The 23,962-nt window shown below is 43.3% G+C and carries 17 protein-coding genes and 1 pseudogene; 11 read left to right on the top strand and 7 right to left on the bottom strand.

Going from position 1 to position 23,962, the window contains the following annotated elements:
- The first annotated feature begins 8 nt into the window (after positions 1 to 8).
- The 6 genes and pseudogenes from C8D76_RS07450 (at position 9) to tehB (ending at position 9,150) form a co-directional block, all read left to right on the top strand.
- Positions 9 to 2,063, top strand: coding sequence for an ABC transporter permease (locus tag C8D76_RS07450; RefSeq protein WP_116632162.1), 2,055 nt, complete (start codon positions 9 to 11; stop codon positions 2,061 to 2,063).
- Between the two features lie 115 nt (positions 2,064 to 2,178).
- Positions 2,179 to 3,235: pseudogene (gene fbpC, locus C8D76_RS07455) on the top strand (ferric ABC transporter ATP-binding protein).
- A gap of 123 nt (positions 3,236 to 3,358) precedes the next feature.
- Positions 3,359 to 4,288 carry a uridine-preferring nucleoside hydrolase UriH gene (gene uriH / locus C8D76_RS07460; RefSeq protein WP_116632163.1) on the top strand — a complete coding sequence of 310 codons (930 nt, stop codon included), beginning with the start codon at positions 3,359 to 3,361 and terminating at the stop codon, positions 4,286 to 4,288.
- A 135-nt stretch (positions 4,289 to 4,423) separates the two neighbouring features.
- On the top strand, positions 4,424 to 5,689 hold the full coding sequence (locus C8D76_RS07470) for a NupC/NupG family nucleoside CNT transporter (RefSeq protein WP_116632192.1): 1,266 nt from the start codon (positions 4,424 to 4,426) through the stop codon (positions 5,687 to 5,689).
- Between the two features lie 189 nt (positions 5,690 to 5,878).
- Positions 5,879 to 8,149, top strand: a complete 2,271-nt coding sequence (metE, locus tag C8D76_RS07475; protein ID WP_116632164.1) for a 5-methyltetrahydropteroyltriglutamate--homocysteine S-methyltransferase — start codon at positions 5,879 to 5,881, stop codon at positions 8,147 to 8,149.
- 140 nt (positions 8,150 to 8,289) lie between these two features.
- The gene (gene tehB / locus C8D76_RS07480) at positions 8,290 to 9,150 is read left to right on the top strand and encodes an SAM-dependent methyltransferase TehB (protein WP_116632165.1); all 861 of its coding nucleotides are present in this window, start codon (positions 8,290 to 8,292) and stop codon (positions 9,148 to 9,150) included.
- A 200-nt stretch (positions 9,151 to 9,350) separates the two neighbouring features.
- Here tehB and modA read toward each other — a convergent pair whose 3' ends face one another.
- The gene (gene modA / locus C8D76_RS07485; protein ID WP_116632166.1) at positions 9,351 to 10,109 is read right to left on the bottom strand and encodes a molybdate ABC transporter substrate-binding protein; all 759 of its coding nucleotides are present in this window, start codon (positions 10,107 to 10,109) and stop codon (positions 9,351 to 9,353) included.
- Positions 10,110 to 10,239: 130 nt separating this feature from the next.
- On the opposite strand from modA, the gene C8D76_RS07490 reads away from it, so the two are divergent.
- The 4 genes from C8D76_RS07490 to C8D76_RS07505 are packed head-to-tail and all read left to right on the top strand — an operon-like array spanning position 10,240 to position 13,047.
- Entirely contained in the window at positions 10,240 to 11,013 is a 774-nt protein-coding gene (locus tag C8D76_RS07490) for a TOBE domain-containing protein (protein ID WP_116632193.1), read from the top strand.
- Positions 11,013 to 11,426 carry a hotdog fold thioesterase gene (locus tag C8D76_RS07495; protein WP_116632167.1) on the top strand — a complete coding sequence of 138 codons (414 nt, stop codon included), beginning with the start codon at positions 11,013 to 11,015 and terminating at the stop codon, positions 11,424 to 11,426. Before C8D76_RS07490 ends, C8D76_RS07495 begins: the two co-directional genes overlap by 1 nt.
- Positions 11,427 to 11,432: 6 nt before the next feature.
- On the top strand, positions 11,433 to 12,416 hold the full coding sequence (gene hemH / locus C8D76_RS07500) for a ferrochelatase (RefSeq protein WP_116632168.1): 984 nt from the start codon (positions 11,433 to 11,435) through the stop codon (positions 12,414 to 12,416).
- Positions 12,409 to 13,047: an NAD(P)H-dependent oxidoreductase gene (locus C8D76_RS07505; protein ID WP_116632169.1), complete on the top strand. Its 639-nt coding sequence runs from the start codon at positions 12,409 to 12,411 to the stop codon at positions 13,045 to 13,047. Before hemH ends, C8D76_RS07505 begins: the two co-directional genes overlap by 8 nt.
- A gap of 163 nt (positions 13,048 to 13,210) precedes the next feature.
- Here the strand turns inward: C8D76_RS07505 and C8D76_RS07510 are convergent, their stop codons facing one another.
- The 5 genes from C8D76_RS07510 to sucA all read right to left on the bottom strand — a co-directional run bounded on the left by C8D76_RS07510 (position 13,211) and on the right by sucA (position 20,372).
- Positions 13,211 to 13,783, bottom strand: coding sequence for a DUF5358 domain-containing protein (locus C8D76_RS07510; RefSeq protein WP_165814358.1), 573 nt, complete (start codon positions 13,781 to 13,783; stop codon positions 13,211 to 13,213).
- A gap of 114 nt (positions 13,784 to 13,897) precedes the next feature.
- Positions 13,898 to 14,767, bottom strand: a complete 870-nt coding sequence (sucD, locus tag C8D76_RS07515; RefSeq protein WP_116632171.1) for a succinate--CoA ligase subunit alpha — start codon at positions 14,765 to 14,767, stop codon at positions 13,898 to 13,900.
- Positions 14,767 to 15,936 (bottom strand): ADP-forming succinate--CoA ligase subunit beta, encoded by a 1,170-nt coding sequence (gene sucC, locus C8D76_RS07520; RefSeq protein WP_116632172.1) that lies wholly within the window; start codon positions 15,934 to 15,936, stop codon positions 14,767 to 14,769. The genes sucD and sucC overlap by 1 nt, the downstream gene beginning before the upstream one ends.
- Before the next feature lie 302 nt (positions 15,937 to 16,238).
- On the bottom strand, positions 16,239 to 17,480 hold the full coding sequence (gene odhB, locus C8D76_RS07525; RefSeq protein WP_116632173.1) for a 2-oxoglutarate dehydrogenase complex dihydrolipoyllysine-residue succinyltransferase: 1,242 nt from the start codon (positions 17,478 to 17,480) through the stop codon (positions 16,239 to 16,241).
- 87 nt (positions 17,481 to 17,567) lie between these two features.
- Positions 17,568 to 20,372 (bottom strand): 2-oxoglutarate dehydrogenase E1 component, encoded by a 2,805-nt coding sequence (gene sucA / locus C8D76_RS07530; protein WP_116632174.1) that lies wholly within the window; start codon positions 20,370 to 20,372, stop codon positions 17,568 to 17,570.
- 180 nt (positions 20,373 to 20,552) lie between these two features.
- Here sucA and C8D76_RS07540 point away from each other — a divergent pair, with 180 nt between their 5' ends.
- Entirely contained in the window at positions 20,553 to 21,944 is a 1,392-nt protein-coding gene (locus C8D76_RS07540; protein WP_116632175.1) for a DASS family sodium-coupled anion symporter, read from the top strand.
- Between the two features lie 143 nt (positions 21,945 to 22,087).
- Here the strand turns inward: C8D76_RS07540 and cysI are convergent, their stop codons facing one another.
- Positions 22,088 to 23,860 carry an assimilatory sulfite reductase (NADPH) hemoprotein subunit gene (cysI, locus tag C8D76_RS07545; protein ID WP_116632195.1) on the bottom strand — a complete coding sequence of 591 codons (1,773 nt, stop codon included), beginning with the start codon at positions 23,858 to 23,860 and terminating at the stop codon, positions 22,088 to 22,090.
- Positions 23,861 to 23,962 lie beyond the last annotated feature (102 nt).

Below are 23,962 nucleotides of genomic sequence, written 5' to 3' on the forward strand. Positions count from 1 at the left end.
GATGTACTATGCAAGAACACAAATCTTTTTTGCAATCTTCAAATTTCTGGTTAATTCTCTCGTTGATTGCATTTTTAATTCTACCTTCTCAGGCGCTAGATTATGGGCTGCTCGAAAGCACCGCTGATGAATTTCTCGATGCGATGGGATGGTCTTCATTCAATTTAACCATTTTCTGGTTTTTGCCCTTAATCAGCTTTTTGATTTTGCCTTTATTAAAGTTACCCGTTCAAACCCAAGCAAAAGCGGAGCTTGGGCTTGTGGCGGCTATTAGTTTATTTACTTTTATCACTGCGACAATTTATAAAGTCTCAATGGGCTATTCGGTGATTATTTTAATCGCCACGTTGACCGCACTTGCGACTTTTGCGCTGGCAAAACTCAAAGTGATGCAAGGGGATAAATTCATCATTGCTTCATTGTTAGCCATTATTTTGCTGATTTTCTTCTTTATTGTGTATCCAACGGTCGCCATTCTCATCTCTATGTTTTATGACGGCGAGACCTTTGCCCCTCAACAAGTGATACGCATTTTAAGTCAAAACTATATTATCCGTGTAATTGCAAATTCTCTGGCATTATCTGGCTTTGTAGGCGTGGTTTCCACCATTTTCGGTTTAGCCTTTGCTTTATACACAACACGCATTGCCAGACGAACGGCATTTATTGGTAAAATTTTCTCAATTTTGCCCATCGTTACGCCACCATTTGTCGTGGGGCTAGGGGTAACATTAATGCTTGGGCGTTCAGGTTATGTGACAGAATTTTTAGACCATACCTTTGGTTTCGTCAATCATAACTGGTTATACGGTTTTAACGGCGTTGCCATTGCGCAAATCCTCGCTTTTGCGCCCATTTCTTTTATGATTTTAGACGGCGCTTTAAAATCTATTCATCCAAGTATTGAAGAAGCCTCCTATACTTTACGCGCTAACCGTTATCAAACCTTTTATCATATTATTTTCCCACTGCTTCGCCCTGCGTTGGCAAACTCATTTTTGATCGTGTTTGTGCAATCCTTAGCTGATTTCAGTAACCCTCTGGTTTTAGGCGGTAGTTTCGATGTGATCGCAACCCAAATCTATTTTTATATTGCGGGATCACAATTAGATTACGCCTCAGCGAGTACCTTAGGATCGATGTTATTAATCTTCTCTTTGCTTATTTTTATCGTGCAATATATGTGGATTGGCAACCGCTCTTATGTCACCGTTTCAGGCAAATCTTATCGTGGCGATGTGCAAGATTTACCAAATGGGTTGAAATGGACAATTATTACGATGCTCGCTTTTTGGGTGATTTTTAATCTCGCCTTATACGGTAGCATTTTCTATGGTAGCTTCACCGTGAACTGGGGCGTGGATTACACCTTAACCACAAAAAACTATGAATTAATGTTCGGGCAAGGTTTCAGCGATGGTGCTTGGCCATCATTGCTCAACACGATGCTATATGCGGGTATCGCCGCGCCATTGACCGCTCTGTTTGGTTTATTGATCGCCTACATTGTGGTGCGCAAAGATTTCCAAGGAAAAAAAACATTAGAATTCTTAACTATGCTCTGTTTTGCCGTGCCGGGCACAGTTGCGGGGGTATCTTACATTCTTGCTTTTAACAATGCACCAATGTACATCACCGGCACTGGGGCAATCATCATTATTTCTATGGTGATGCGAGATTTGCCTATTGGTATGCGTGCGGCAATCGCTGGTCTTGGACAGCTGGATAAATCCTTGGATGAAGCCTCTTTATCTCTAAAAGGCTCATCATTCAAAACCATTTGGTTTATTGTTCTTCCATTGCTAAAACCGGCATTACTCTCCGCATTAGTTACCAGCTTTGTTCGTGCAATGACCACTGTGAGTGCCATTATTTTCTTAGTCACCGCCGATACTCGTGTAGCAACCGCCTATATTTTAAACCGTGTGGAAGACGGCGAATATGGCGTGGCAATTGCTTATGGTTCCATTTTAATTGTGGTGATGATGGCGATTATTCTCCTTTTTGACTGGCTCGTGGGCGATACACGCATTGCGAAATCTAAAGCGAAAAAAGCCGATTAAGTGCGGTCAAAAAAGCAAAAATTTTGGTAGATGCGTTGGCAAGCGCATCAATGTTCACAATAACCAATTTAAACGTGCGTAAACTGGCGCACTTTATATAAGGCAGTACCAAATTATGACAACGAAAAATGACGATTTCTTAGTATTAAAAAATATCACTAAATCTTTCGGCAAAACGACCGTGATTGACAATTTAGACCTCAAGATTAAGCGGGGTACAATGGTGACATTGCTTGGTCCATCTGGGTGCGGTAAAACCACGGTTCTTCGTTTAGTCGCAGGCTTAGAAAGCCCCACATCAGGGCAAATTTTTATTGACGGCGAAGATGTCACCAAATCTTCTATTCAAAACCGTGATATTTGTATCGTATTCCAGTCTTATGCCCTTTTTCCTCATATGTCGATTGGTGACAACGTGGGGTATGGCTTGCGTATGCAAGGTGTCAGTGCAGAAGAACGCAAGCAACGTGTTAAAGAAGCGCTGGAATTAGTGGATCTTGCGGGCTTTGAAGAACGTTTTGTGGATCAAATTTCAGGCGGCCAACAACAGCGTGTCGCCTTGGCGCGTGCGCTCGTGTTAAAACCAAAAGTGCTCTTATTTGATGAGCCGCTCAGTAACTTAGATGCAAACTTGCGCCGTTCTATGCGTGAAAAAATTCGTGAACTGCAACAGCGTTTGGGCATCACCTCTCTTTATGTCACCCACGATCAAACAGAAGCCTTTGCCGTTTCCGATGAAGTGATCGTGATGCATAAGGGCAAAATTATGCAAAAAGCGCCCGCTAAATCCCTATATCTCAAACCAAACTCATTATTTTTGGCGAATTTTATGGGCGAAAGCAGTATTTTCAACGGTTCTGTGGCTCAAAATAATGTCACGATTAACGGTTATCAATTTACCTTACCAAATGCCGCGGAGTTTGGCGTTGCTGATGGCGAATGTTTTAGTCGGGATTCGCCCTGAAGCCATTGAGCTACGCACGCAAGGGGAAAACAGCCAGCTTTGCGAAATTAAATCCGCGGTGTATATGGGAAATCACTGGGAGATTGTCGCCAATTGGGGCGGGCAGGATTTATTGATTAATAGCAATCCTGAAGATTTTGATCCCGAAGCCAAGCAAGCCTATGTTCATTTAGCTGAGCACGGCGTGTTTTTGCTCAATAAAGAATGATTGATCGGCGCGATTTATCTTTAGAATTTATCTTTAGTAAACGCCTTAACATTAAGTGCGGTTAAAAATTATTAAATTTCTGACCGCACTTTCAGCATTAATTTCAGTGATAAGGAAATAAAAATGGCTCAAAAAATTATTTTAGACTGCGACCCGGGGCATGACGATGCCATTGCCATGATGTTAGCTTGGGGAAACCCGAATATTGATTTGCTGGCAGTAACAACCGTGGTGGGCAACCAAACACTAGAAAAAGTTTCGCGCAATGCTCTTGCCGTGGCTGAAATCGCCAACATTCGTGGTATTCCTATCGCGAAAGGCTCACCACGTCCTTTAGTGCGAGAAGTGGAAAATGCGGCAAGCATTCATGGCGATTCGGGTTTGGACGGTCCAACTTTGCCCGAGCCAACTATGCAATTTGCAAACAAACATGCCGTGAATTTGATCATTGATTTGATTATGTCTCATCCCGAAAAAACTATCACGTTGGTGCCAACAGGTGGGCTAACCAATATCGCCCTTGCCGCACGCTTAGAGCCGCGCATTATTGATCGTGTAAAAGAAGTGGTTTTAATGGGCGGCGGCTATCACACAGGTAACTGGAGTGCGGTGGCAGAGTTTAATATTAAAATAGATCCTGAAGCCGCCCATATTGTGTTTAGTGCAGGTTGGAAAGTCACGATGGTGGGGCTGGATCTGACGCACCAAGCGCTGGCTACGCCTGATGTGGTGGAACGTTTTGCCGCGTTAAATAGCAAGCCAGGGCAATTTGTGGTGGGGCTATTAGAATTTTTTGGAAAAATGTACAAACGAGCAGAAAATCTTGACGCACCGCCTGTGCACGATGCCTGCGCCGTTGCCTATGTGATTGATCCAAGTTTAATCGAAGTGCAACAAGTTCCTGTGAATATTGAATTAACAGGGACACATACGCTGGGAATGACCGTTGCGGATTTCCGCTATCCGCCAAAACCATGCAACACTTGGGTGGCGAAAAAACTAGATCGAGAACGCTTTTGGGATGTAGTGGTTGATGCGGTTAAAAATCTTTAAATATTAAAGCCAATATCCATTTAGTGAAAAATAATGCTAAAATTGGCGCGCAACTCGCTGTTGATTATTTTAATCAATAAAACATCATTGTTGCCGTTTAGTTTTTACTCAACGGCATTTTTAACCGGAGGATCCATGGATATCTTAAACAGCTTGTTTGGTATCTTCGTATTACTGTTAATTGCCTTTTTATTCTCAAATAATAGAAAAGCGATAAATTATCGTACCGTTCTCGGTGCGCTTGCCATTCAAATAGGTATTGGTGCATTAATTTTATATGTGCCTGCAGGGCGTAATGTGCTAATGGCGCTTGCCGATGGCGTGGCGAAAATCATTAGTTTTGGTGCTGAAGGTATGAACTTCCTATTTGGTGGTTTAGTCAGTGACAAAATGTTTGAAGTTTTTGGCGGTGGCGGTTTCGTTTTCGTATTCCGAGTATTGCCTCCCGTCATCTTCTTTGCCGCATTAATTTCGGTTCTCTATTATTTAGGCATTATGCAAATTATCATCAAAATAATTGGTGGTACATTGCAAAAACTTTTGGGAACCTCCAAAGCGGAATCCACGTCTGCTGCGGCAAATATTTTCGTTGGTCATACTGAAGCCCCATTATTGGTGAAACCTTTTATCCAACAAATGACACAATCTGAATTATTCGCGGTGATGGTGGGTGGCTTGGCATCCATTGCGGGCGCATCCCTTGCAGGTTATGCAGGAATGGGTATTCCATTGCCTTATTTAATTGCTGCGTCATTTATGGCAGCGCCAGGTGGTTTGTTATTTGCCAAACTGTTATTCCCACAAACAGAAAAACCCAATGATGATATTAACCTAGCGGACACTGAAGGAAAACCTGCGAATGTTATCGAAGCAGCAGCTTCTGGTGCGGCATCTGGTGCGCAATTAGCCATTAATATTGGTGCGATGTTGATTGCATTTATTGCATTAATTGCGATGTTAAACTGGATCATCTCCGCCATTGCGGCATTATTTGGTCAAGACGGCGTGACAATGCAATCGCTGCTCGGCCATCTGTTCCAGCCTCTTGCTTGGGCGGTGGGAGTGCCGTGGGAAGAAGCGCAGGTATCTGGTGCTTTAATTGGCGAAAAATTAATCTTAAATGAATTCGTGGCTTACGTTGATTTTGTGAAATATTTAAGCCCTGAAGCTGCCGTGCAATTAAGCCCGAAAACCGTTGCGATTATCGCCTTTGCCCTTTGTGGCTTTGCGAATTTGGGCTCTATCGCCATTTTAGTGGGCGGATTAGGCAGTATGGCACCAAATCGCCGTAGCGATATTGCTCGTATGGGCGTTCGTGCGGTTATTGCAGGATCTCTGTCAAACTTAATGAGTGGCGCCATTGCGGGCTTATTCATTGGTATTGGCGGTTCGGTGATGTAATCCCTTATTTTTATTTTCAAGTGCGGTCAAAAATTTCGTTATTTTTGACCGCACTTTTTTATCTACCTGTATTAATTTTATTCATATTAAATCTGAAAATAATGAGTTTGCATAATAATTTTTATTTAGGCATTCTGTTGACGAAACAAAAAACCGCTTAAACGACAAATTGAATGCAAGGAGTTTATTATGACAAAGTTACATGTTTTAGGTTTTCCACGAGTCGGCGCAAAGCGCGAGCTTAAATTCGCACAAGAACGCTATTGGCGCAATGAATTTAGCGAACAAGATCTATTAAAATTAGCTAAATTTTTGCGTGAAAAAAACTGGCAGCATCAAGCGGAAAATCAAGCTGATTTCGTAACCGTGGGGGATTTCACTTTTTACGATCATATTTTAGATCTGCAAGTGGCAACGGGCGCTATCCCTGCGCGTTTTGGATTTGATAGCCAAAATTTAACGTTAAACCAATATTTTCAATTAGCCCGTGGCAATCAACAGCAATTCGCCATTGAAATGACAAAATGGTTTGACACGAACTATCACTATCTGGTGCCTGAATTTACGCAAGATACTAAATTTAAAGCTAATCCAAGCCATTATGTCAATCAAGTGCGCGAAGCCAAAGCATTAGGCTTAACCCCGAAACCTGTGTTAGTTGGCCCATTAACCTTTTTATGGTTAGGAAAAGAAAAAGGTGCAGCCTTTGATCGCTTTAGCTTATTAGACCGTTTATTGCCAGTTTATCAAGAAATTTTGACCGCACTTGCTGCTGAAGGCGTGGAATGGATTCAAATTGATGAGCCCGCACTCGCATTAGACTTGCCACAACAATGGCTTGACGCTTTTGCCCCAGTTTATGCGCAGCTAAGCCAAGTCAACAGCAAAATTTTGCTCGCGACCTATTTCGGCTCGGTTGCCGCCCACGCTGATTGGCTTAAAACTTTGTCTGTCGATGGTTTGCATTTAGACTTAGTCCGTGCGCCTGAACAACTTGCCGCTTTTGAAGATTACCAAAAAGTGCTTTCCGCTGGTGTGATTGACGGGCGCAATATTTGGCGTGCTGATTTAAATGCGCAATTAGCCTATTTAGCACCGCTCAAAGCGAAATTCGGTGAGCGTTTATGGATTGCCTCTAGTTGCTCGCTACTCCATTGTCCGTTTGATTTAGCGGTGGAAACGCAGCTGAAAGAACAAAATCCAGATTTGTATTCTTGGCTCGCCTTTACCTTGCAAAAAGTGGAAGAATTGGCGGTGTTGAAACAAGCGCTTAATCAAGGCAAAGAAGCGGTAGAAAATATTCTTGCGGAAAATCAAGCGGCGCTGCAAGCCCGTGCCAATAGTCAGGTTATCCATAAAGCAGAAGTGGCGGAACGTTTAGCCAATTTACCTGCCGATGCCGACAAACGCAAATCGCCATTTAATGTGCGCATTGCGAAGCAAAATGCGTGGCTCAATCTGCCATTGTTGCCGACAACCACCATCGGTTCATTCCCACAAACCTTGCAAATTCGTCATGCACGCGCCAATTTCAGAAAAGGCGAAATTAGCTTTGCAGATTATGAAAATGCGATGAAAAAAGAAATCGAATTAGTGGTGCGCAAACAAGAAGAATTAGATCTTGATGTATTAGTACACGGCGAGCCTGAGCGCAATGATATGGTGGAATATTTTGGCGAATTACTTGATGGCTTTGCCTTCACGAAATTCGGTTGGGTGCAAAGTTATGGCTCACGCTGCGTTAAACCACCGATTATTTTTGGCGATGTCAGCCGCCCACAACCGATGACCGTACGCTGGTCGCAATATGCCCAAAGCCTCACTAAACGTGTGATGAAAGGGATGCTCACAGGCCCTGTTACCATTTTGCAATGGTCATTTGTGCGTAACGATATTCCGCGCGCCACGGTGTGTAAACAAATTGGTGTGGCGTTGTCTGATGAAGTGTTAGATTTAGAAAAAGCAGGCATTAAAGTGATTCAAATTGATGAACCTGCCATTCGTGAGGGCTTGCCACTCAAACGTGCGGATTGGGACGAATATTTACAATGGACGAGCGAAGCTTTTCGTTTAAGTTATATGGGCGTGGCGGATGATACACAAATTCATACTCACATGTGTTATTCCGAATTTAACGACATTTTGCCTGCCATTGCGGGGCTAGATGCCGATGTGATCACCATCGAAACTTCTCGTTCGGATATGGATTTGTTAGATGCCTTTGTGAAATTTAATTATCCTAATGATATTGGCCCAGGCGTGTATGACATTCACAGTCCGCGGGTGCCGACAGCAGCGGAAATTGAGCATTTATTGCGCAAAGCCCTAAATGTAATTCCGAAAGAACGCCTATGGGTAAACCCAGACTGCGGCTTGAAAACGCGCGGTTGGAGCGAAACCGTTGAACAGCTCAAAGTGATGGTTGATGTCACTAAAAAACTACGCGCTGAATTGGTTTAATATCAAGCTAAAAACTTTATGATTTTTGACCGCACTTTAACGCTCGCTTAAAGTGCGGTTATTTTTATTGCCTTTTTTCAGCTTATACCATACTATAACGCTCAACTATTAAATCCGTAAAAATCAACAAGGAATACGCTATGAATAATGAATTAATTTGCTATAAAAAAATGCCGGTGTGGACTAAAGACAGTTTGCCAAAAATGTTTCAAGAAAAGCACAACACGAAAGTCGGCACTTGGGGCAAAGTGACCGTCTTAAAAGGTGCGTTAAAATTTTATGTATTGACAGAAAATGGCGATATTGTCAGTGAACATATTTTCACTGCAACGGATGACACGCCTTTTGTCGAACCACAATTATGGCACCGTGTGGAAGCCCTTTCTGATGATCTTGAATGTTATTTAGAGTTTTATTGCAAAAAAGAAGATTACTTCAGCAAAAAATACAATATGACCGCCACCCATTCCGAAGTGAAAGCCGCCGCACAATTACTTACGCCGTGCAAAACTTTGGATCTCGGCTGTGGACAAGGGCGTAACTCGCTGTTCTTAAGTTTATTAGGCTATGACGTGACCTCTTGGGATCGCAATGAAAACAGCGTGAGCTTTTTGAATGAAGTGGCGCAGAAAGAAAATCTCAATATTTCCACCGCACTTTATGATATTAACAGCGCGAATATTCAAGAAAACTACGATTTCATCTTATCCACTGTCGTCTTTATGTTCTTAGATCGCCAAGCGGTGCCGAATATCATTCAAAATATGCAAAACCACACCAATACTGGTGGTTATAACTTAATCGTTGCCGCAATGGATACCGCGGACGTGCCTTGCCCGATGCCGTTTTCCTTCACGTTTAAAGAAAATGAATTGGCAACTTATTATCAAGACTGGGAATTGGTGAAATATCAAGAAGAAATGGGCGAATTACACAAAACCGATGAAAATGGCAATCGCATTAAAATGAAATTCGTGACTATGCTCGCGCGTAAAAAGTAAAGAATTGTCAGCTGAATTTCAGTTTTGTGAGTGATTGTAAATCTGGGTAAAAGCATTTGCCTTATGATTTCTCGCTGATTAAACTTGCGGCGCTTAAGCAAAGCAATAAAGGAAAATAAGGGAATTTTTAAGGGGTTAATTAAGGAAAAAAGTGCGGTTAAATTTTTATTTATTTAACCGCACTTTTCTTTTAAAGCTCATTATTTCGCTGTAAAACCGAATTTCTCGTACACCGCTTTCGCACTGTCTGATTTCAAATAATCGAAAAACGCTTTGGTTTCTGGATTATCGTGCCCTTTCACGATAGCCACAGGATATTCAATTGGTAAATGAGATTCCGCAGGGAAAGTTGCCACCACTTTCACATTTTTTCCTGCCGCTGCATCTGTTGCATACACCACGCCCAATGGGCTTTCTGCTTTTTCAACCAATAACAACGCTTTGCGCACATTATCCGCACGCGCTAATTTTTTCTCTACGGCATCCCATTGTTTTAAATAGGTGAATGCGGTTTTCGCATAAATACCTGCTGGCACGTGATCAGGATCGCCTACGGCTAAAAATGAACCCTCTAACAATTTTTGCCATTTATCATTAGTGAGATCAACGCTTTTAATTTTGCTCTCTTTCGGCGCAATCATCACTAATTTATTACCCACTAAATTAGAACGTGTTTCAGGCACAATCGCTTGTTTGTCTGCTAAAAAATTCATCCATTTTTGATCGGCAGATACAAATACATCGGCAGGCGCGCCTTCGGTGATTTGGCGAGCAAGCACAGAAGAAGAAGCAAATGAAAGCACAACTTCTTCATTTGGGTTGACTTTTTTGTATTGTTCAGTCACTTCTTCTAATGCGTTCGTCATAGAAGCCGCAGCAAAGACAGTAACTTTTGCTTCAGCAGCCAAGGTAACAAGGCTTAATCCTAACACGACTAACAATCGATTTAATTGATGCATATTTTTCTCCTGTATTTTGACATCATTATGTAAATAATTATATAACAGAAGCAAAAATAAAAGCTATATAAAATGATAATATTCCCGTAGAATATTGCACATTATTAGGCTATTTATTTTCATAATGACGATGCAAAACAATACTGAAATTCTGCTTACCATCAAATTACAGGAGCAACTTTTTGTTGATCCTAAACGTGTGCGTTTGCTGAAAGAAATTCAGCAATGCGGCTCGATAAACCAAGCGGCAAAAAATGCGAATGTCAGCTATAAAAGCGCATGGGATCATTTGGCGGCGATGAATGACATCAGCCCACTGCCCTTATTAGAGCGCAATATTGGCGGGAAAAATGGGGGGGGAACTAAGCTCACCTCCTATGCTGAACGCCTATTGCAGCTATATGATTTACTTGAACAAATCCAAGAAAAAGCCTTTAATATTTTGAAAGATGAAAGCGTGCCACTAGATAGCTTGCTTTCTGCAACCGCAAAATTTGCGTTGCAAAGTAGCGCGCGCAATCAATTTTTTGGCTCGGTAATTTCAACCCAACAAGAGGGCATTAACTGTTTAGTGCATATCCAAATTGATGGTTTGCCTCAGCCGCTAACCGCTTCGATTACCGCCTCAAGTGCGGTGCGTTTAGGCTTAGTTTCTGGCAGAGAAACAATGCTGATGATCAAAGCGCCTTGGGTTGAAATATATAATACGGAACCTGCTGTATCCCATAATCTTTTCCAAGCACAAGTGCGCTCGGTGTCGGATAATGATGAAAATAAAGAAGTCATTTTAGCCATTGGCGATATCGAGTTTTGTGCCACGGTGAACAAAACCCAAAATATTCTCGCCAACAGCACAGTATGGCTACATATTGAACCTGAACAAATCGTATTGGCAACATTATAATGAGTATTTGGAAACGACATTTAACCCTTGCCCAAATGAACGAATTAGGTAGCCGCTGCTCACTTGCTCATCTAGGCATTGAATTTATCGCCCAAGGCGAAGATTGGCTTGAAGCCACTATGCCTGTCGATCAGCGCACCAAACAGCCAATGGGATTACTCAACGGCGGCGTGTCGGTAGCATTGGCGGAAAGCGTTGGGTCCCTTGCCGGTTTTTTATGTGTTGAAGAGCCACAAGCGGTGGTTGGCACAGATATTAACGCTAGCCACTTACGCCCCGTGCGAGATGGTTTTGTCACTGCTCGCGCCACGCCTATTCGACTCGGCAAACGTGTGCAAGTTTGGCAAATTGACATTCGAGATCAACAAGATAAACTCTGTTGTTCGTCCCGTTTAACCCTTTCAGTGATCTAATTCTTAATGCGTAACAATCAAAAAATCGGTGTTATTTTAGCCAATTTAGGCACCCCTAGCGAACCAACGCCACCTGCTATCGCGCGTTATCTTAATGAATTTCTGTGCGATAAACGTGTCGTTGATTTACCCCGTTGGAAATGGCTGCCTTTGCTTAAAGGCATTATTTTGCCTTTGCGCTCTCGCAGAATCGCTGAAAACTACCGCTCCATTTGGACAGCGCAAGGCTCTCCGCTACTCGCCCATTCATTGGAACAAAAACAGGCATTGCAAGATTATTTATCTGCTCAACGATTAAATGCGCAAGTGGAAATTGCAATGACCTATGGCGAGCCAAGTATGCAAAGTGCGGTCAAAAATTTGCTAAATTCCCAAGTTGAACGCATTATTTTTCTGCCATTGTATCCCCAATATAGCAGCACCACGACCGCCGCGGCTTTTGATGCCTTTGCGAATGCGCACAAAACACAACGTGGCTTAGTGCCTTTTGAGATGATTCACTCTTATCACCTTGATGAACGCTACATTGACGCCCTTGCCGAAAGCATCAAAGTGCGGTTAAAAGAAGACGAGTTTTTGCTGTTTTCCTATCACGGCATCCCCTTAGACTATGAACAGCAAGGGGATTATTATCGTGAGCATTGCCGCCAAACCACCTTAGCGGTGGTCGATAAACTGGGATTAATGGAAACTCAATGGGCAATGACTTTCCAATCACGCTTTGGGCGTAAAGAATGGTTACAACCTTACACCGATAAATTTTTAGAGACCGCAGCTGAACAGGGCATCGAAAAAATCGCCGTAGTTTGCCCTGGTTTTGCCAGCGATTGTTTAGAAACCTTAGAAGAAATCGCCCAACAAAATCGAGATTATTTCCTTGCCCACGGTGGAAAACGCTATCACTATATCCCCGCACTGAATGCGACAACCAAGCATATTGAATGCTTAGGGCAACTTATATTTAAACAATTAGGAGAACATTATGAGTAATATCACAAGAGAACAATTATTAGAGATTTTTAACTTTCGTGCTGCCTGCCGTTATTACGATCCGTCAAAGAAAGTTAGCCGTGAAGATATGGATTGCATTCTGGAACTTGCACGTTTATCGCCAAGCTCTGTCGGGTCTGAACCTTGGAAATTTATCGTGCTACAAAATCAAGCGATTCGTGAAAAAATTCACCCCGTTGCTTGGGGAATTAAACACCCGATTGCCGAAGCCAGCCACATTGTAGTTTTGCTCGCTAAAAAAGGCGCACGCTACGACAGCGAATTTTTCCGTGAATCATTAGCAAAACGCGGCTTAACCCCAGAGCAAATGGACGCCACCTTAGCCCGCTATAAAAGCTTCCAAATGAATGATATGAAAATCTTAGAAAGTGAACGCACATTATTCGACTGGTGTAGCAAACAAACCTACATTGCACTCGGCAATATGATGACAGGCGCAGCCGCACTGGGCATTGACAGCTGCCCAATCGAAGGTTTTGACTATGATGAAGTGAACCGCATTTTAGCAGAAGAAGGCCTTTTCGATCCGAAAGAATATGGTGTATCTTGTATGGTTACCTTCGGTTATCGAGCCAAACCGATCACCAAAAAATACCGCAAACCTGCATAAGATGTGATTGAATGGGTGGAATAATTTAACTATCAAAAAATGCCAAAGTGCGGTCAAAAATTTAGAATTTTTTGACCGCACTTTTCGTTAGTTTCATCTTCGTTGATTTCGCTTTAAAGCAAAAATCTTAATTTCATCTTAAAGCAAGAATGTTGATTTTATCTTAAAGTAAGAACAATGCTGAACCCCATTTGATAATATCAAAGAAAAATCTATTATCATCTGTGGCAACACCAGAACTCTTGCCATCAGCTTTCACATCGTCCACCATGCCTGAAATATGTTGACCTTTCACCACAGCGAGATCTTGACGCGCTTTTAATTGCAACACTTTGCACTGCGCTTTATCTAAAGCTTCCACTGGCGATCTGGATTTATATTTTTTTAGCTGATAAGTGGCATAACCCATCGCTTTCTCATCGCCCTGAATCATTTTTACATTATCTTCGCCGATAATGTCTTCTAACGGATAGAAAAACACATATTGCGAATAAATATAACTATCTTCTTTTTGGAAATGCTCATACTGAATACGCGTCAAATTTGGATAAATACATTGCTCCACCTGCTTTGCCGCAAACGCCCATTTCTGCGCATTCTCATCAGACAATTCATAAGCCGCCCCCGCATATTCCGCAGGAATCGCAGACTGTTGAGCTCCAAATAAACTACAACCCGCCGCTGAAAACACAGCGATTGCTAACAATGCTTTTTTAAACACGATAAAATCCTTCATTCAAAAATATTTGGCTATTTTAGACAGAAAATCTTATTCGTCAATATCAGATTCAACAGAACACAAAAGTGCGGTCAAAAATCTTAAAATTTTGACCGCACTTGGTGAGAGATGTTATTGCAATACCGTGCGTAGGGCGGTGCCGATGTCGGCTAGGCTTTTCACGGTTATCACGCCAGCATCTTGTAATGCTTTGATTTTTTCATCTGCGGTGCCTTTGCCGCCGCTGATGATTGCGCCTGCGTGTCCCATTCGTTTGCCTTTTGGCGCGGTGATTCCTGCGATATAGCTGACGACGGGTTTCGTCACATTAGCTTTGATAAAGGCAGCGGCTTCTTCTTCGGCGGAGCCGCCGATTTCGCCGATCATCACGATGGCTTCGGTTTCTGGATCATTTTGGAAGCGTTCTAAAATATCAATAAAGCTAGAGCCTGGGATAGGATCGCCGCCGATGCCCACACAAGTGGATTGTCCAAAGCCTTCGTCTGTGGTTTGTTTAACGGCTTCGTAAGTGAGCGTGCCCGAACGGGAGACAATGCCGACTTTTCCTTTTTTATGAATATCTGCAGGCATAATGCCGATTTTGCATTCATCAGGGGTGATAATGCCAGGGCAATTCGGCCCAATCATCACTACGCCTGTTTCATTTAATTTTTGTTTCACTTGCAGCATATCCAAGGTTGGGATGCCTTCAGTGATGCACACAATCAGTTGAATGCCCGCGTCAATCGCTTCTAAAATAGCGTCTTTACAAAATGGCGCTGGCACATAAATCACGCTGGCCGTTGCACCTGTTGCTGCCACGGCTTCTTTTACCGTGTTAAAAACGGGCAAGCCTAAATGAGTGGTGCCGCCTTTGCCAGGGCTGGTTCCCCCAACAAGTTGTGTGCCGTAAGCGAGAGCCTGTTCGCTATGAAATGTGCCTTGTCCGCCAGTGAAACCTTGGCAAATCACTTTGGTGTTTTTGTCGATTAAAATTGACATTATTGTTTACTCCCTGCTGCGTTCACTACCTGCTCGGCAGCTGCTTTTAAACTGTTTGCGGCAATAATGTTTAAGCCACTTTTTACCAAAATTTCTCGTCCACGCTCGGCACTATTTCCTTCTAAACGCACCACCACTGGCACATTCACGCCAACTTCGTTGACCGCAGCGGTAATGCCTTCAGCGATTAAATCGCAACGCACAATGCCGCCGAAAATATTGACTAAAATGGCTTTCACATTTTCGTCCGATAAAATTAATTTGAATGCCGCCGCTACACGCTCTTTTGTTGCACCACCGCCCACATCAAGGAAATTAGCCGGCAGACCACCATAATGTTTGATAATGTCCATTGTACCCATTGCCAAGCCCGCACCATTCACTAGGCAGCCGATGTTTCCGTCCAATGCTACATAGTTTAAACCGAGTTCTTCCGCTTCGGCTTCACGAGCATCTTCTTGACTCAAATCTTGCATCGCTTTTAATTCGGGATGACGATATAACGCGTTATTATCCACCGAAATTTTTGCGTCTAAGCATAATAAATGCCCATCGTTGGTCACCACTAATGGATTGACTTCCACCAAGGCTAAATCTTTTTCCACAAATAATTTGGCTAAACGAACAAAAATTTGGCTAAATTGATTGACTTCCGCGCCTTTTAATCCCAATTTGAATGCGAGTTCTCGCCCTTGATATGGCTGCCCGCCGACAAGGGGATCGATGGCGACTTTATGAATTAATTCTGGTGTTTGCGCTGCCACATCCTCAATATTCATTCCACCAGCCGAGGATGCCATAAAGACAATGCGTTGTGAGGCGCGATCTACAATCGCACCAAGATAAAGTTCTCGTGCGATATGACAGGTTTCTTCAATATAAATGGTGTTGACAGGCTGTCCTTTTTCATCGGTTTGAAACGTCACTAAACGCTTGCCTAAAAACTGTTGCGCAAATGACCGCACTTCTGCTTCATTATGCACCAATTTCACGCCACCCGCCTTGCCACGCCCCCCTGCATGAACTTGGCATTTCGCCGCCCAAATATCGCCACTGAGTTTTTGAATGGCTTGAGCTGCTTCATCGGCAGAATGGCAGGCAATGCCGTTGCTCACAGGCAAATGATAATTTGCAAATAGTTGTTTTGCTTGATATTCGTGTAGATTCATGTTGCGTCCTTTCAATTTTTGATTGAGTTATTCTACACGCTAGGGGGGAATTTTTTAAGTAGGATTTTCAATAAGATGTGCTTTTTATTGCGATCAAATTTTCCACCACTTTTTTGTTGCAAAAATAAGCAAGAAAATCACCGCACTTTTGTGTGATGATTTGTTACAAGCTTACTTTTTAAACGGTATTGCGATACGAGCAATCATAAAAAAACACGCACCAAAAGATGCGTGTTATTCAGTCATTCAAGGTTAAGAGTTAAAATACCTAAAACCTAAATTTTCAGTTAAATTTCTAGTCACTAAATTTCCAATAAAAGCCGAGTTGGATCTTCTAATAGCTCTTTAATCGCCACCAAGAAACCAACGCTGTCTTTGCCGTCAATTAAGCGGTGATCATAAGATAACGCTAGGTACATCATCGGGCGAATCACCACTTGACCGTCAACCGCAACAGGGCGATCTTTGATGGCGTGCATTCCTAAAATGGCGCTTTGTGGCGGATTAATAATCGGAGTGGACATCAATGAACCAAACACGCCGCCGTTGGTGATCGTAAAGTTTCCGCCTGTTAGATCTTCCACGGTTAATTTGCCATCACGCCCTTTTTCGGCAAGCAGTTTAATTTGTTTTTCAATCTCAGCCATACTCATTTTATCGCAATCACGCAACACAGGCGTTACCAAGCCGCGCGGCGTGGAAACCGCGATACTGACATCAAAATAGTTGTGATACACAATGTCATCGCCATCAATCGAGGCATTAATCACAGGATAACGTTTTAAGGCTTCGACTACCGCTTTCACATAAAATGACATAAAACCTAGGCGAGTATCGTGTTGTTTCTCGAATTTTTCGCCATATTTTTTGCGTAATTGCATAATCGGTTGCATATCCACTTCATTGAATGTGGTCAGCATTGCAGTGGTATTTTTCACTTCGAGCAAACGCTCTGCCACACGTTTACGCAAACGGGTCATCGGCACACGCTGTTCGGTGCGTTCAGCCATCGAAGCTTGTATCGAAGCTTGTATAGAAACTTGGGAATTTTTCACCGCACTTTCTATCGTATTTTGCGCGTTAGGCTGCGTTTTTTCTGCCACGGCACGTTCCACATCCACGCGGGTAATGCGTCCGCCCACGCCAGAACCTTGAATTTCAGCAGGGTTTAAATTGTGTTCACCCACCAAACGGCGCGCCGCAGGCCCTAAGGTATCCGTATGGCTATCCGAATGATTTAAGGCGGATTGATGACGTTCCGTAGGCGAACTTTCAGCTTTCGGTTTTGGCTCAACAACCACTTCGCCAACGGCAACAGAACCTAATAATTGGTTGCTCACCACCGTGGCACCCTCGCCTTGAACGATGCTGTCTAGCACGCCACTTTCTAATGCGGGCACTTCCAATACCACTTTATCTGTTTCGATTTCCACCAAAATTTCATCACGCGCAACGCTATCGCCCACTGCTTTATGCCATTTCACCACCGCTGCATCGGCGACAGATTCGGGTAAAACTGGGGTTAAAATCTCTAATTTACTCATTGTGTTTCCTTTCTTATAAATGGGCTTGCTCGCCCTTATTTTTCTCATTAGCGTATATTTTGAGCTACGCCAATGTTTTCGTTTTAATTAGAAGTTTAAATCCAACGCATTGGATACTAATTCACGTTGTTGTTCATTGTGCAATGCCGTATATCCCACCGCAGGCGAGGCAGAAGCAGGGCGTCCAACATAGCGCAAATCAGCGCCTTTTGGTAATTCGACACGGAAATTATGTTGACTACAATACCACGCGCCTTGGTTGAGCGGTTCTTCTTGGCACCAAATAAAATCGGTGACATGAGAAAATTTTGCCAAAATTGACCGCACTTCTTCGTGGGGATAAGGATAAAGCTGTTCAATACGAATAATCGCTACATCGGTTTGCCCATTTTTGCGGCGTTGTTCCAATAAATCGTAATACACTTTACCCGCGCAAAGCACCACGCGTTTCACTTTTTGCGCATCCAATTCATCAATTTCATCAATGACATTGTGGAAGGTGCCATTCATTAACTCTTCCATACTGGATTGCACCAATGGATGACGCAATAAAGATTTTGGCGTAATCACAATTAATGGGCGGCGTTCTGAACAGAGCATTTGGCGGCGCAGTAAATGATAAATTTGCGCAGGAGTTGATGGCACGCAAACTTTCATATTTTGTTGCGCACAAAGTTGTAAATAGCGTTCTAGGCGAGCAGATGAATGCTCGGGACCTTGCCCTTCATAGCCGTGTGGCAACAGCATAACCAAGCCACACATTCTGCCCCATTTTTGTTCGCCTGAACTGATAAATTGGTCGATTACCACTTGCGCGCCATTGGCGAAATCGCCAAATTGTGCTTCCCAAATGGTGAGCGTTTTTGGATCGGTGGAGGCATAACCATATTCAAAGGCAAGCACCGCTTCTTCTGAAAGCACAGAATCCCACACTTCAAAACGCCCTTGGTTAGCGTGCAAATGGCACAATGGAATATAGGCTTTGCGTTGTTCTTGGTGGTGCAACACCGCTTGACGATGGAAGAAAGTGCCACGCCCTGAATCTTCGCCAGAAAGACGAATGGAATGTCCGTCATCTAGCAAGGTGGCATACGCCATCATTTCTGCCGCGCCCCAGTCGAATAATTTTTCGCCTTGCGCCATAAGCTTGCGATCGTTATACACTTTCTCTACGCGGGAATGAATAGGATGATCCGCAGGATATTCGCAGGCTTTTAAGGCTAATGCTTTAAAACGCGTTTGATCGAAATAACCTTGATAATCACAGGCTTCTTCGCCTAAATATTTATTCCATAACGCCTTGTTCGGATCACTTTCGCGCCATTCTTCCACAACGCAAGCCCCTTGATCTAAGGCATCACGGTATTGATTCATTAATTCCGTTGCGTGGGATTCTTCAATCACGCCATTTGCCACTAAACGATCTGCATAAACTTTGCGTGGTGTCGGGTGTTTTTTGATTAGTTTGTACATCACAGGCTGGGTCGCCAATGGCTCATCGGCTTCATTATGCCCGTGGCGACGATAGGAAACTAAATCAATGAAAATATCGCGTTTAAACTGGGTGCGGAATTCCACAGCCATTCGTGCAGCATAGGCAATCGCTTCGGGATCATCGCCGTTCACATGAATAACAGGCGCTTCAATCATTTTGGCAATGTCCGTGCAATATTCGGTAGAACGCGTATCTTTGGTATTCGAAGTGGTAAACCCAATTTGGTTATTAATCACCACACGGATTGTTCCACCAACGTTATAACCGCGCGTGCTTGCCATATTTAGGGTTTCTTGCACTACGCCTTGCCCAATCACCGCGCTGTCGCCATGCACAGTAATCGGCAAAACTTGTTTGCGCTCAACATCATTCAAACGTTTTTGGCGGGCGCGCACAGAGCCAATCACTACAGGGCTGACAATTTCTAAATGCGATGGGTTAAACGCCAAAGCTAAATGCACAATGCCATTCTCCGTCATAAAATCAGAAGAATAGCCTTGGTGATATTTCACATCGCCTGTGCGGTTGCCTGAATGTTTACCGGCAAATTCATCAAATAATTCCGCAGGTTTCTTGCCCAGCACATTCACTAACATATTCAAACGCCCACGGTGTGCCATGCCGAATACAATTTCTTTCACGCCATTTTTGCCCGAATGGCGAATGATCTCTTTCATTAGCACAATATAGCCGTCACTGCCTTCTAAAGAGAAACGTTTTGCCCCTGGGAATTTAGCCCCTAAATAACGTTCTAAGCCATCTGCGGCGGTTAATTCTTTCAAAAAGGTCAGCTGTTCATCACGATTAAATAAGGGTTTATTCAGTAAATTCTCGGCTTTGCTTTGCAACCAAGTGCGCGCTTCCAAATCATTTACATGCATAAACTCAAAACCAAGCGTGCCACAGTAGGTATTTTTTAAATTAAATTCTAACTCGCGCAAGGTGATTTTATCGCGGTTATACACATAACCACCAATATCAAACTCTTTGTCTAAATCCGCTTCGCTAAAGCCATAATGTTTATAATTTAAGGTTGGGGACGGCATACGTTCCCATAAGTTTAACGGGTCGAGATTGGCATCTAAGTGGCCGCGGTTGCGGTGCCCATTCACCCATTGCAACACTTTTACCAAACGTGCGCTCACTTGCGGATCAATCACATTGCTGCCAGCCTGAGAATGCTCACGGGCTAACTGTTTGAAATAATCACGAACCGTAGAATGCGGCTGCTCTGCAACAAGTGCGGTCAGTTTTGGTAAAGAATCAAAAATATCTCGCCAGCTTTGCTCTACTAAGGCTGGATCTCTCAAATAATCTTCATAAAGTGCTTCGATATAAGATTGGTTGGCGCCCCCTAAAGCGGTTTGCTCTAGCCAGCGTTCAAATGAGTTGTGCATAGAAATTTCCTGTTTTTTATCTATGACGAGCATTATACAAAATTTTTTCAAAATTTGACCGCACTTTTACGGGGAAATATTTTGACGAAAGTCACAGTTTCGTAAAATACTTGTTGTTTTTTTGTTACAAATAATTAATCTGTCGCTATGTTATGGCACAAATAAGGTAAGGAGTAGCCCATGGACATGACCCCAGAACTAAAAGAACATTGGACGCCTAAAGTCATTGTTTTTTGCCTCGATGTGGTGCTTTTCGCGCTGTTACTCAAATTTTTGCCCTTTGAAGCGCAGGCGAATAAAGGTTTGGCATTGCTCGCTTTTGTGGCAGTGCTTTGGCTCACCGAAGCGGTGCACGTCAGCGTGACAGCCATTCTCGTGCCGATTCTCGCCGCGGCTCTCGGACTGGTTGGAACCAAAGAAGCCTTGGTGTCATTTGCGGATCCCACCATTTTCCTTTTCTTTGGTGGCTTTGCATTAGCGACAGCCTTGCATATTCAAAAGCTCGATAGCCTGATTGCCAACCGCATTATGGCACTTGCGCGCGGCAATTTATTGGTCGCCGTACTGTATTTGTTTATCGTGACTGTCTTTTTGTCGATGTGGATTAGTAACACCGCCACCGCAGCGATGATGTTGCCACTGGCAATGGGCGTGTTAAGCAAATTAGATGCGGAGCACGAACATAATACTTACACCTTTGTGTTGCTAGGGATCGCTTATAGCGCTAGTATCGGCGGAATGGCAACCCTTGTGGGAAGCCCGCCTAATATGATTGTTGCCTCGCAATTACACTTAACCTTTGCCGATTGGCTAGGATATGGCTTGCCAATAATGTTTGTGCTTATGCCATTAATGGTGGGGACGCTGTTCATTATTTTTAAACCGCGTTTAAATTTCCGTTTCGACCAAAACTTTGAAAAAATTGAAATGAATTTCGCCCGCTGGAAAACCCTCGCGATTTTCATTTTCGTGGCATTTTGCTGGGTGTTTAGCGCAAAACTAAATCCAATTTTTAGTGAGTTTTTCGGGCTCAGCAAAAATATGGGCAGTTTTGATAGTTTAGTGGCGTTATTGGCTGCTGCGCTGGTGGCAATCACGGGCGTGGCTAGCTGGAAACAAATTCAAGATAACACAGAATGGGGCGTATTATTGCTGTTTGGCGGCGGCTTAACCCTCAGCGGTGTGTTAAAAAATTCAGGCGCAAGCCAAATTATGGCAGACGGTATTGTGTTCCTAATTGAGGGTGGGCACTTTTATATTATCGGCTTAATTGTTGCTGCATTTATCATCTTTTTAACAGAATTTACCAGCAACACGGCGAGCGCCGCTTTGCTTGTTCCTATTTTTATCTCTATCGCCGAAACACTTGGTATGCCAGAACTTGGCTTGGCGTTGATTATCGGCTTCGGGGCGAGTTGTGCCTTTATGCTGCCAGTGGCGACCCCGCCAAATGCAATCGTATTTGGCACTGGCTGCATCAAACAACGGGATATGATAAGAGCAGGGGTTATTCTGAACACAATGAGCGTCTTCGCTATTGCCACATTCGGCTATCTATTTTGGCTAAATTAACCAATTAAATCTGACCGCACTTTTTCAGATGCTCAAAGTGCGGTCAAAATTTGGATTATTTTTCAATCGGTCAAAAACTTTCATAAAATTAACCGCACTTTCGCCAATATCAACGCAAGTGCGGTTATTTTTTCAGATTTTTATTATGCTGTTTTCACAGGAATAGCTTTCGAGGCATCCCAAAAGTCCACGGGTGCATTGACCACAGGGGCGACAATGCCTGCACGAATGACAAAATCCCCAAACGCCTCATCTTGATGACGCTCTGTCGCCCAGCGTCCAATCAAGCGATCCAATTCAACGAGAATTTCAGGGATCGTTTTATTCTCTTGATATAAACGTGGAATGCGATAACCCGGGCGATCACCGCCGATGTGAAGATTGTAACGCCCAATTGCTTTGCCGACTAAGCCCACTTCCGACAACATCGCACGCCCACAACCGTTCGGGCAGCCTGTAATTCGAGTTATAATATAGTCATCGGCAACATTATGTTTTGCCAACAGTTTTTCTACTTCGGTCACAAAACTTGGCAATTCTCGTTCCGCTTCCGCCATAGCTAATGGGCAAGTTGGAAAGGAAACGCAAGACATTGAATATTCACGTTGTTTGCTGATTTTTTCCATTAAGCCGTATTTACGCGCAATGCTTTCAATTTCGGCTTTATCTTCTTCCGCAACCCCTGCCACGATCAAGTTTTGGTTTGCGGTAATGCGGAAATCACCTTTATGTACTTTGGCAAGTTCCAACACCCCTGTCATCAACGGTTTATTCGGATCATTGTCGGTTAAACGCCCACTTTCCACGAATAAAGTGAGATGCCATTTGTTATCAATGCCTTTTACCCAGCCAAGGCGATCGCCACGCTCGGTGAATTTATAAGGGCGAATGGCTTCAAATGGAAAGCCCATACGGCGTTCAACTTCCGCTTTGAACCCTTCAAAAGTCATATTTTGAATGGTATAACGGGTACGCGCATTTTTACGATCTGCACGGTTGCCAAAATCACGTTGAGTGGTCACAATCGCTTCTGCGGCTTGCAATATTTGATCCCGTGGAATATAACCAAATTCTAATGCCACATGGGGATAAGTCGCAGTGTTGCCGTGCTCCATTGAAAGCCCACCACCAATTAGCACATTAAATCCAGCGAGTTTGCCGTTTTCGTCTTTAATTGCCACAAAGTTCATATCGTTACCAAACACGTCTACGTCATTGAGCGGCGGAATGGAAACCGTGGTTTTATATTTACGCGGCAAATAGGTTTTACCTAAAATAGGTTCGTCTTCTTGCGCTAAAAAACTGTCTGAACTCTGCACTTTTTGCCCTGATACCCACACATCTAAATAGCCGTTGGTGCGTGGCAATAAATGCTCAGAAATTTTCTTCGCCCATTCGTAAGCCTCTTGATGCAATTCGCTCTCAATAGGGTTGGACGTGCATAAAACATTACGGTTCATATCCGATGCGGTGGCAATCGAATCTAAGCCGATTTTATGCAACAGGCGATGCATATCTTGCAATTTGGTTTTCGGCACGCCGTGATATTGGAAAGTCTGACGATTTGTTAAACGGATCGAACGGTAATAACAGTTTTCACGCGCAAATTTATCAATTTCAAGCCATTGCGCAGGTTTGATGATCCCGCCCGGCAAACGGCAACGCAACAGCATAAATTTGCGCGGTTCAAGTTTTTCGTCTAAACGTTCTGCACGAATATCGCGGTCATCTTGCTCATACATTCCGTGGAAACGAATTAATTGGAAGTTATCGCCTCTAAAACCGCCAGTTAAACCGTCTTTTAAGTCATCTAAAATTGTGCCTCGTAAGAAGTTACCTTCAGCCTTCAAACGTTCATTATCTGAAAGCGGTTGCTGCTGCCATTCCAGCCCTTTTTTATTTTTTGTGTCTGTCATCATTGTTCACTCCGTGAATTGGCGCTTGGTAATTTTGTCGAACCATTAACCAATTCAATTAAAATTTTCATTTTTTTGACCGCACTTTTGCTAAATTTTTGC

This window comes from Alitibacter langaaensis DSM 22999, assembly GCF_003096995.1.
In the GTDB taxonomy this organism is placed as follows: domain Bacteria; phylum Pseudomonadota; class Gammaproteobacteria; order Enterobacterales; family Pasteurellaceae; genus Exercitatus; species Exercitatus langaaensis.

Coding starts and splice junctions, on each gene's coding strand:
- C8D76_RS07450 (WP_116632162.1), top strand. CDS start 9: ATGCAAGAACACAAATCTTTTTTGCAATCTTCAAATTTCTGGTTAATT.
- uriH (WP_116632163.1), top strand. CDS start 3,359: ATGGCTCAAAAAATTATTTTAGACTGCGACCCGGGGCATGACGATGCC.
- C8D76_RS07470 (WP_116632192.1), top strand. CDS start 4,424: ATGGATATCTTAAACAGCTTGTTTGGTATCTTCGTATTACTGTTAATT.
- metE (WP_116632164.1), top strand. CDS start 5,879: ATGACAAAGTTACATGTTTTAGGTTTTCCACGAGTCGGCGCAAAGCGC.
- tehB (WP_116632165.1), top strand. CDS start 8,290: ATGAATAATGAATTAATTTGCTATAAAAAAATGCCGGTGTGGACTAAA.
- modA (WP_116632166.1), bottom strand. CDS start 10,109: ATGCATCAATTAAATCGATTGTTAGTCGTGTTAGGATTAAGCCTTGTT.
- C8D76_RS07490 (WP_116632193.1), top strand. CDS start 10,240: ATGCAAAACAATACTGAAATTCTGCTTACCATCAAATTACAGGAGCAA.
- C8D76_RS07495 (WP_116632167.1), top strand. CDS start 11,013: ATGAGTATTTGGAAACGACATTTAACCCTTGCCCAAATGAACGAATTA.
- hemH (WP_116632168.1), top strand. CDS start 11,433: ATGCGTAACAATCAAAAAATCGGTGTTATTTTAGCCAATTTAGGCACC.
- C8D76_RS07505 (WP_116632169.1), top strand. CDS start 12,409: ATGAGTAATATCACAAGAGAACAATTATTAGAGATTTTTAACTTTCGT.
- C8D76_RS07510 (WP_165814358.1), bottom strand. CDS start 13,783: ATGAAGGATTTTATCGTGTTTAAAAAAGCATTGTTAGCAATCGCTGTG.
- sucD (WP_116632171.1), bottom strand. CDS start 14,767: ATGTCAATTTTAATCGACAAAAACACCAAAGTGATTTGCCAAGGTTTC.
- sucC (WP_116632172.1), bottom strand. CDS start 15,936: ATGAATCTACACGAATATCAAGCAAAACAACTATTTGCAAATTATCAT.
- odhB (WP_116632173.1), bottom strand. CDS start 17,480: ATGAGTAAATTAGAGATTTTAACCCCAGTTTTACCCGAATCTGTCGCC.
- sucA (WP_116632174.1), bottom strand. CDS start 20,372: ATGCACAACTCATTTGAACGCTGGCTAGAGCAAACCGCTTTAGGGGGC.
- C8D76_RS07540 (WP_116632175.1), top strand. CDS start 20,553: ATGGACATGACCCCAGAACTAAAAGAACATTGGACGCCTAAAGTCATT.
- cysI (WP_116632195.1), bottom strand. CDS start 23,860: ATGACAGACACAAAAAATAAAAAAGGGCTGGAATGGCAGCAGCAACCG.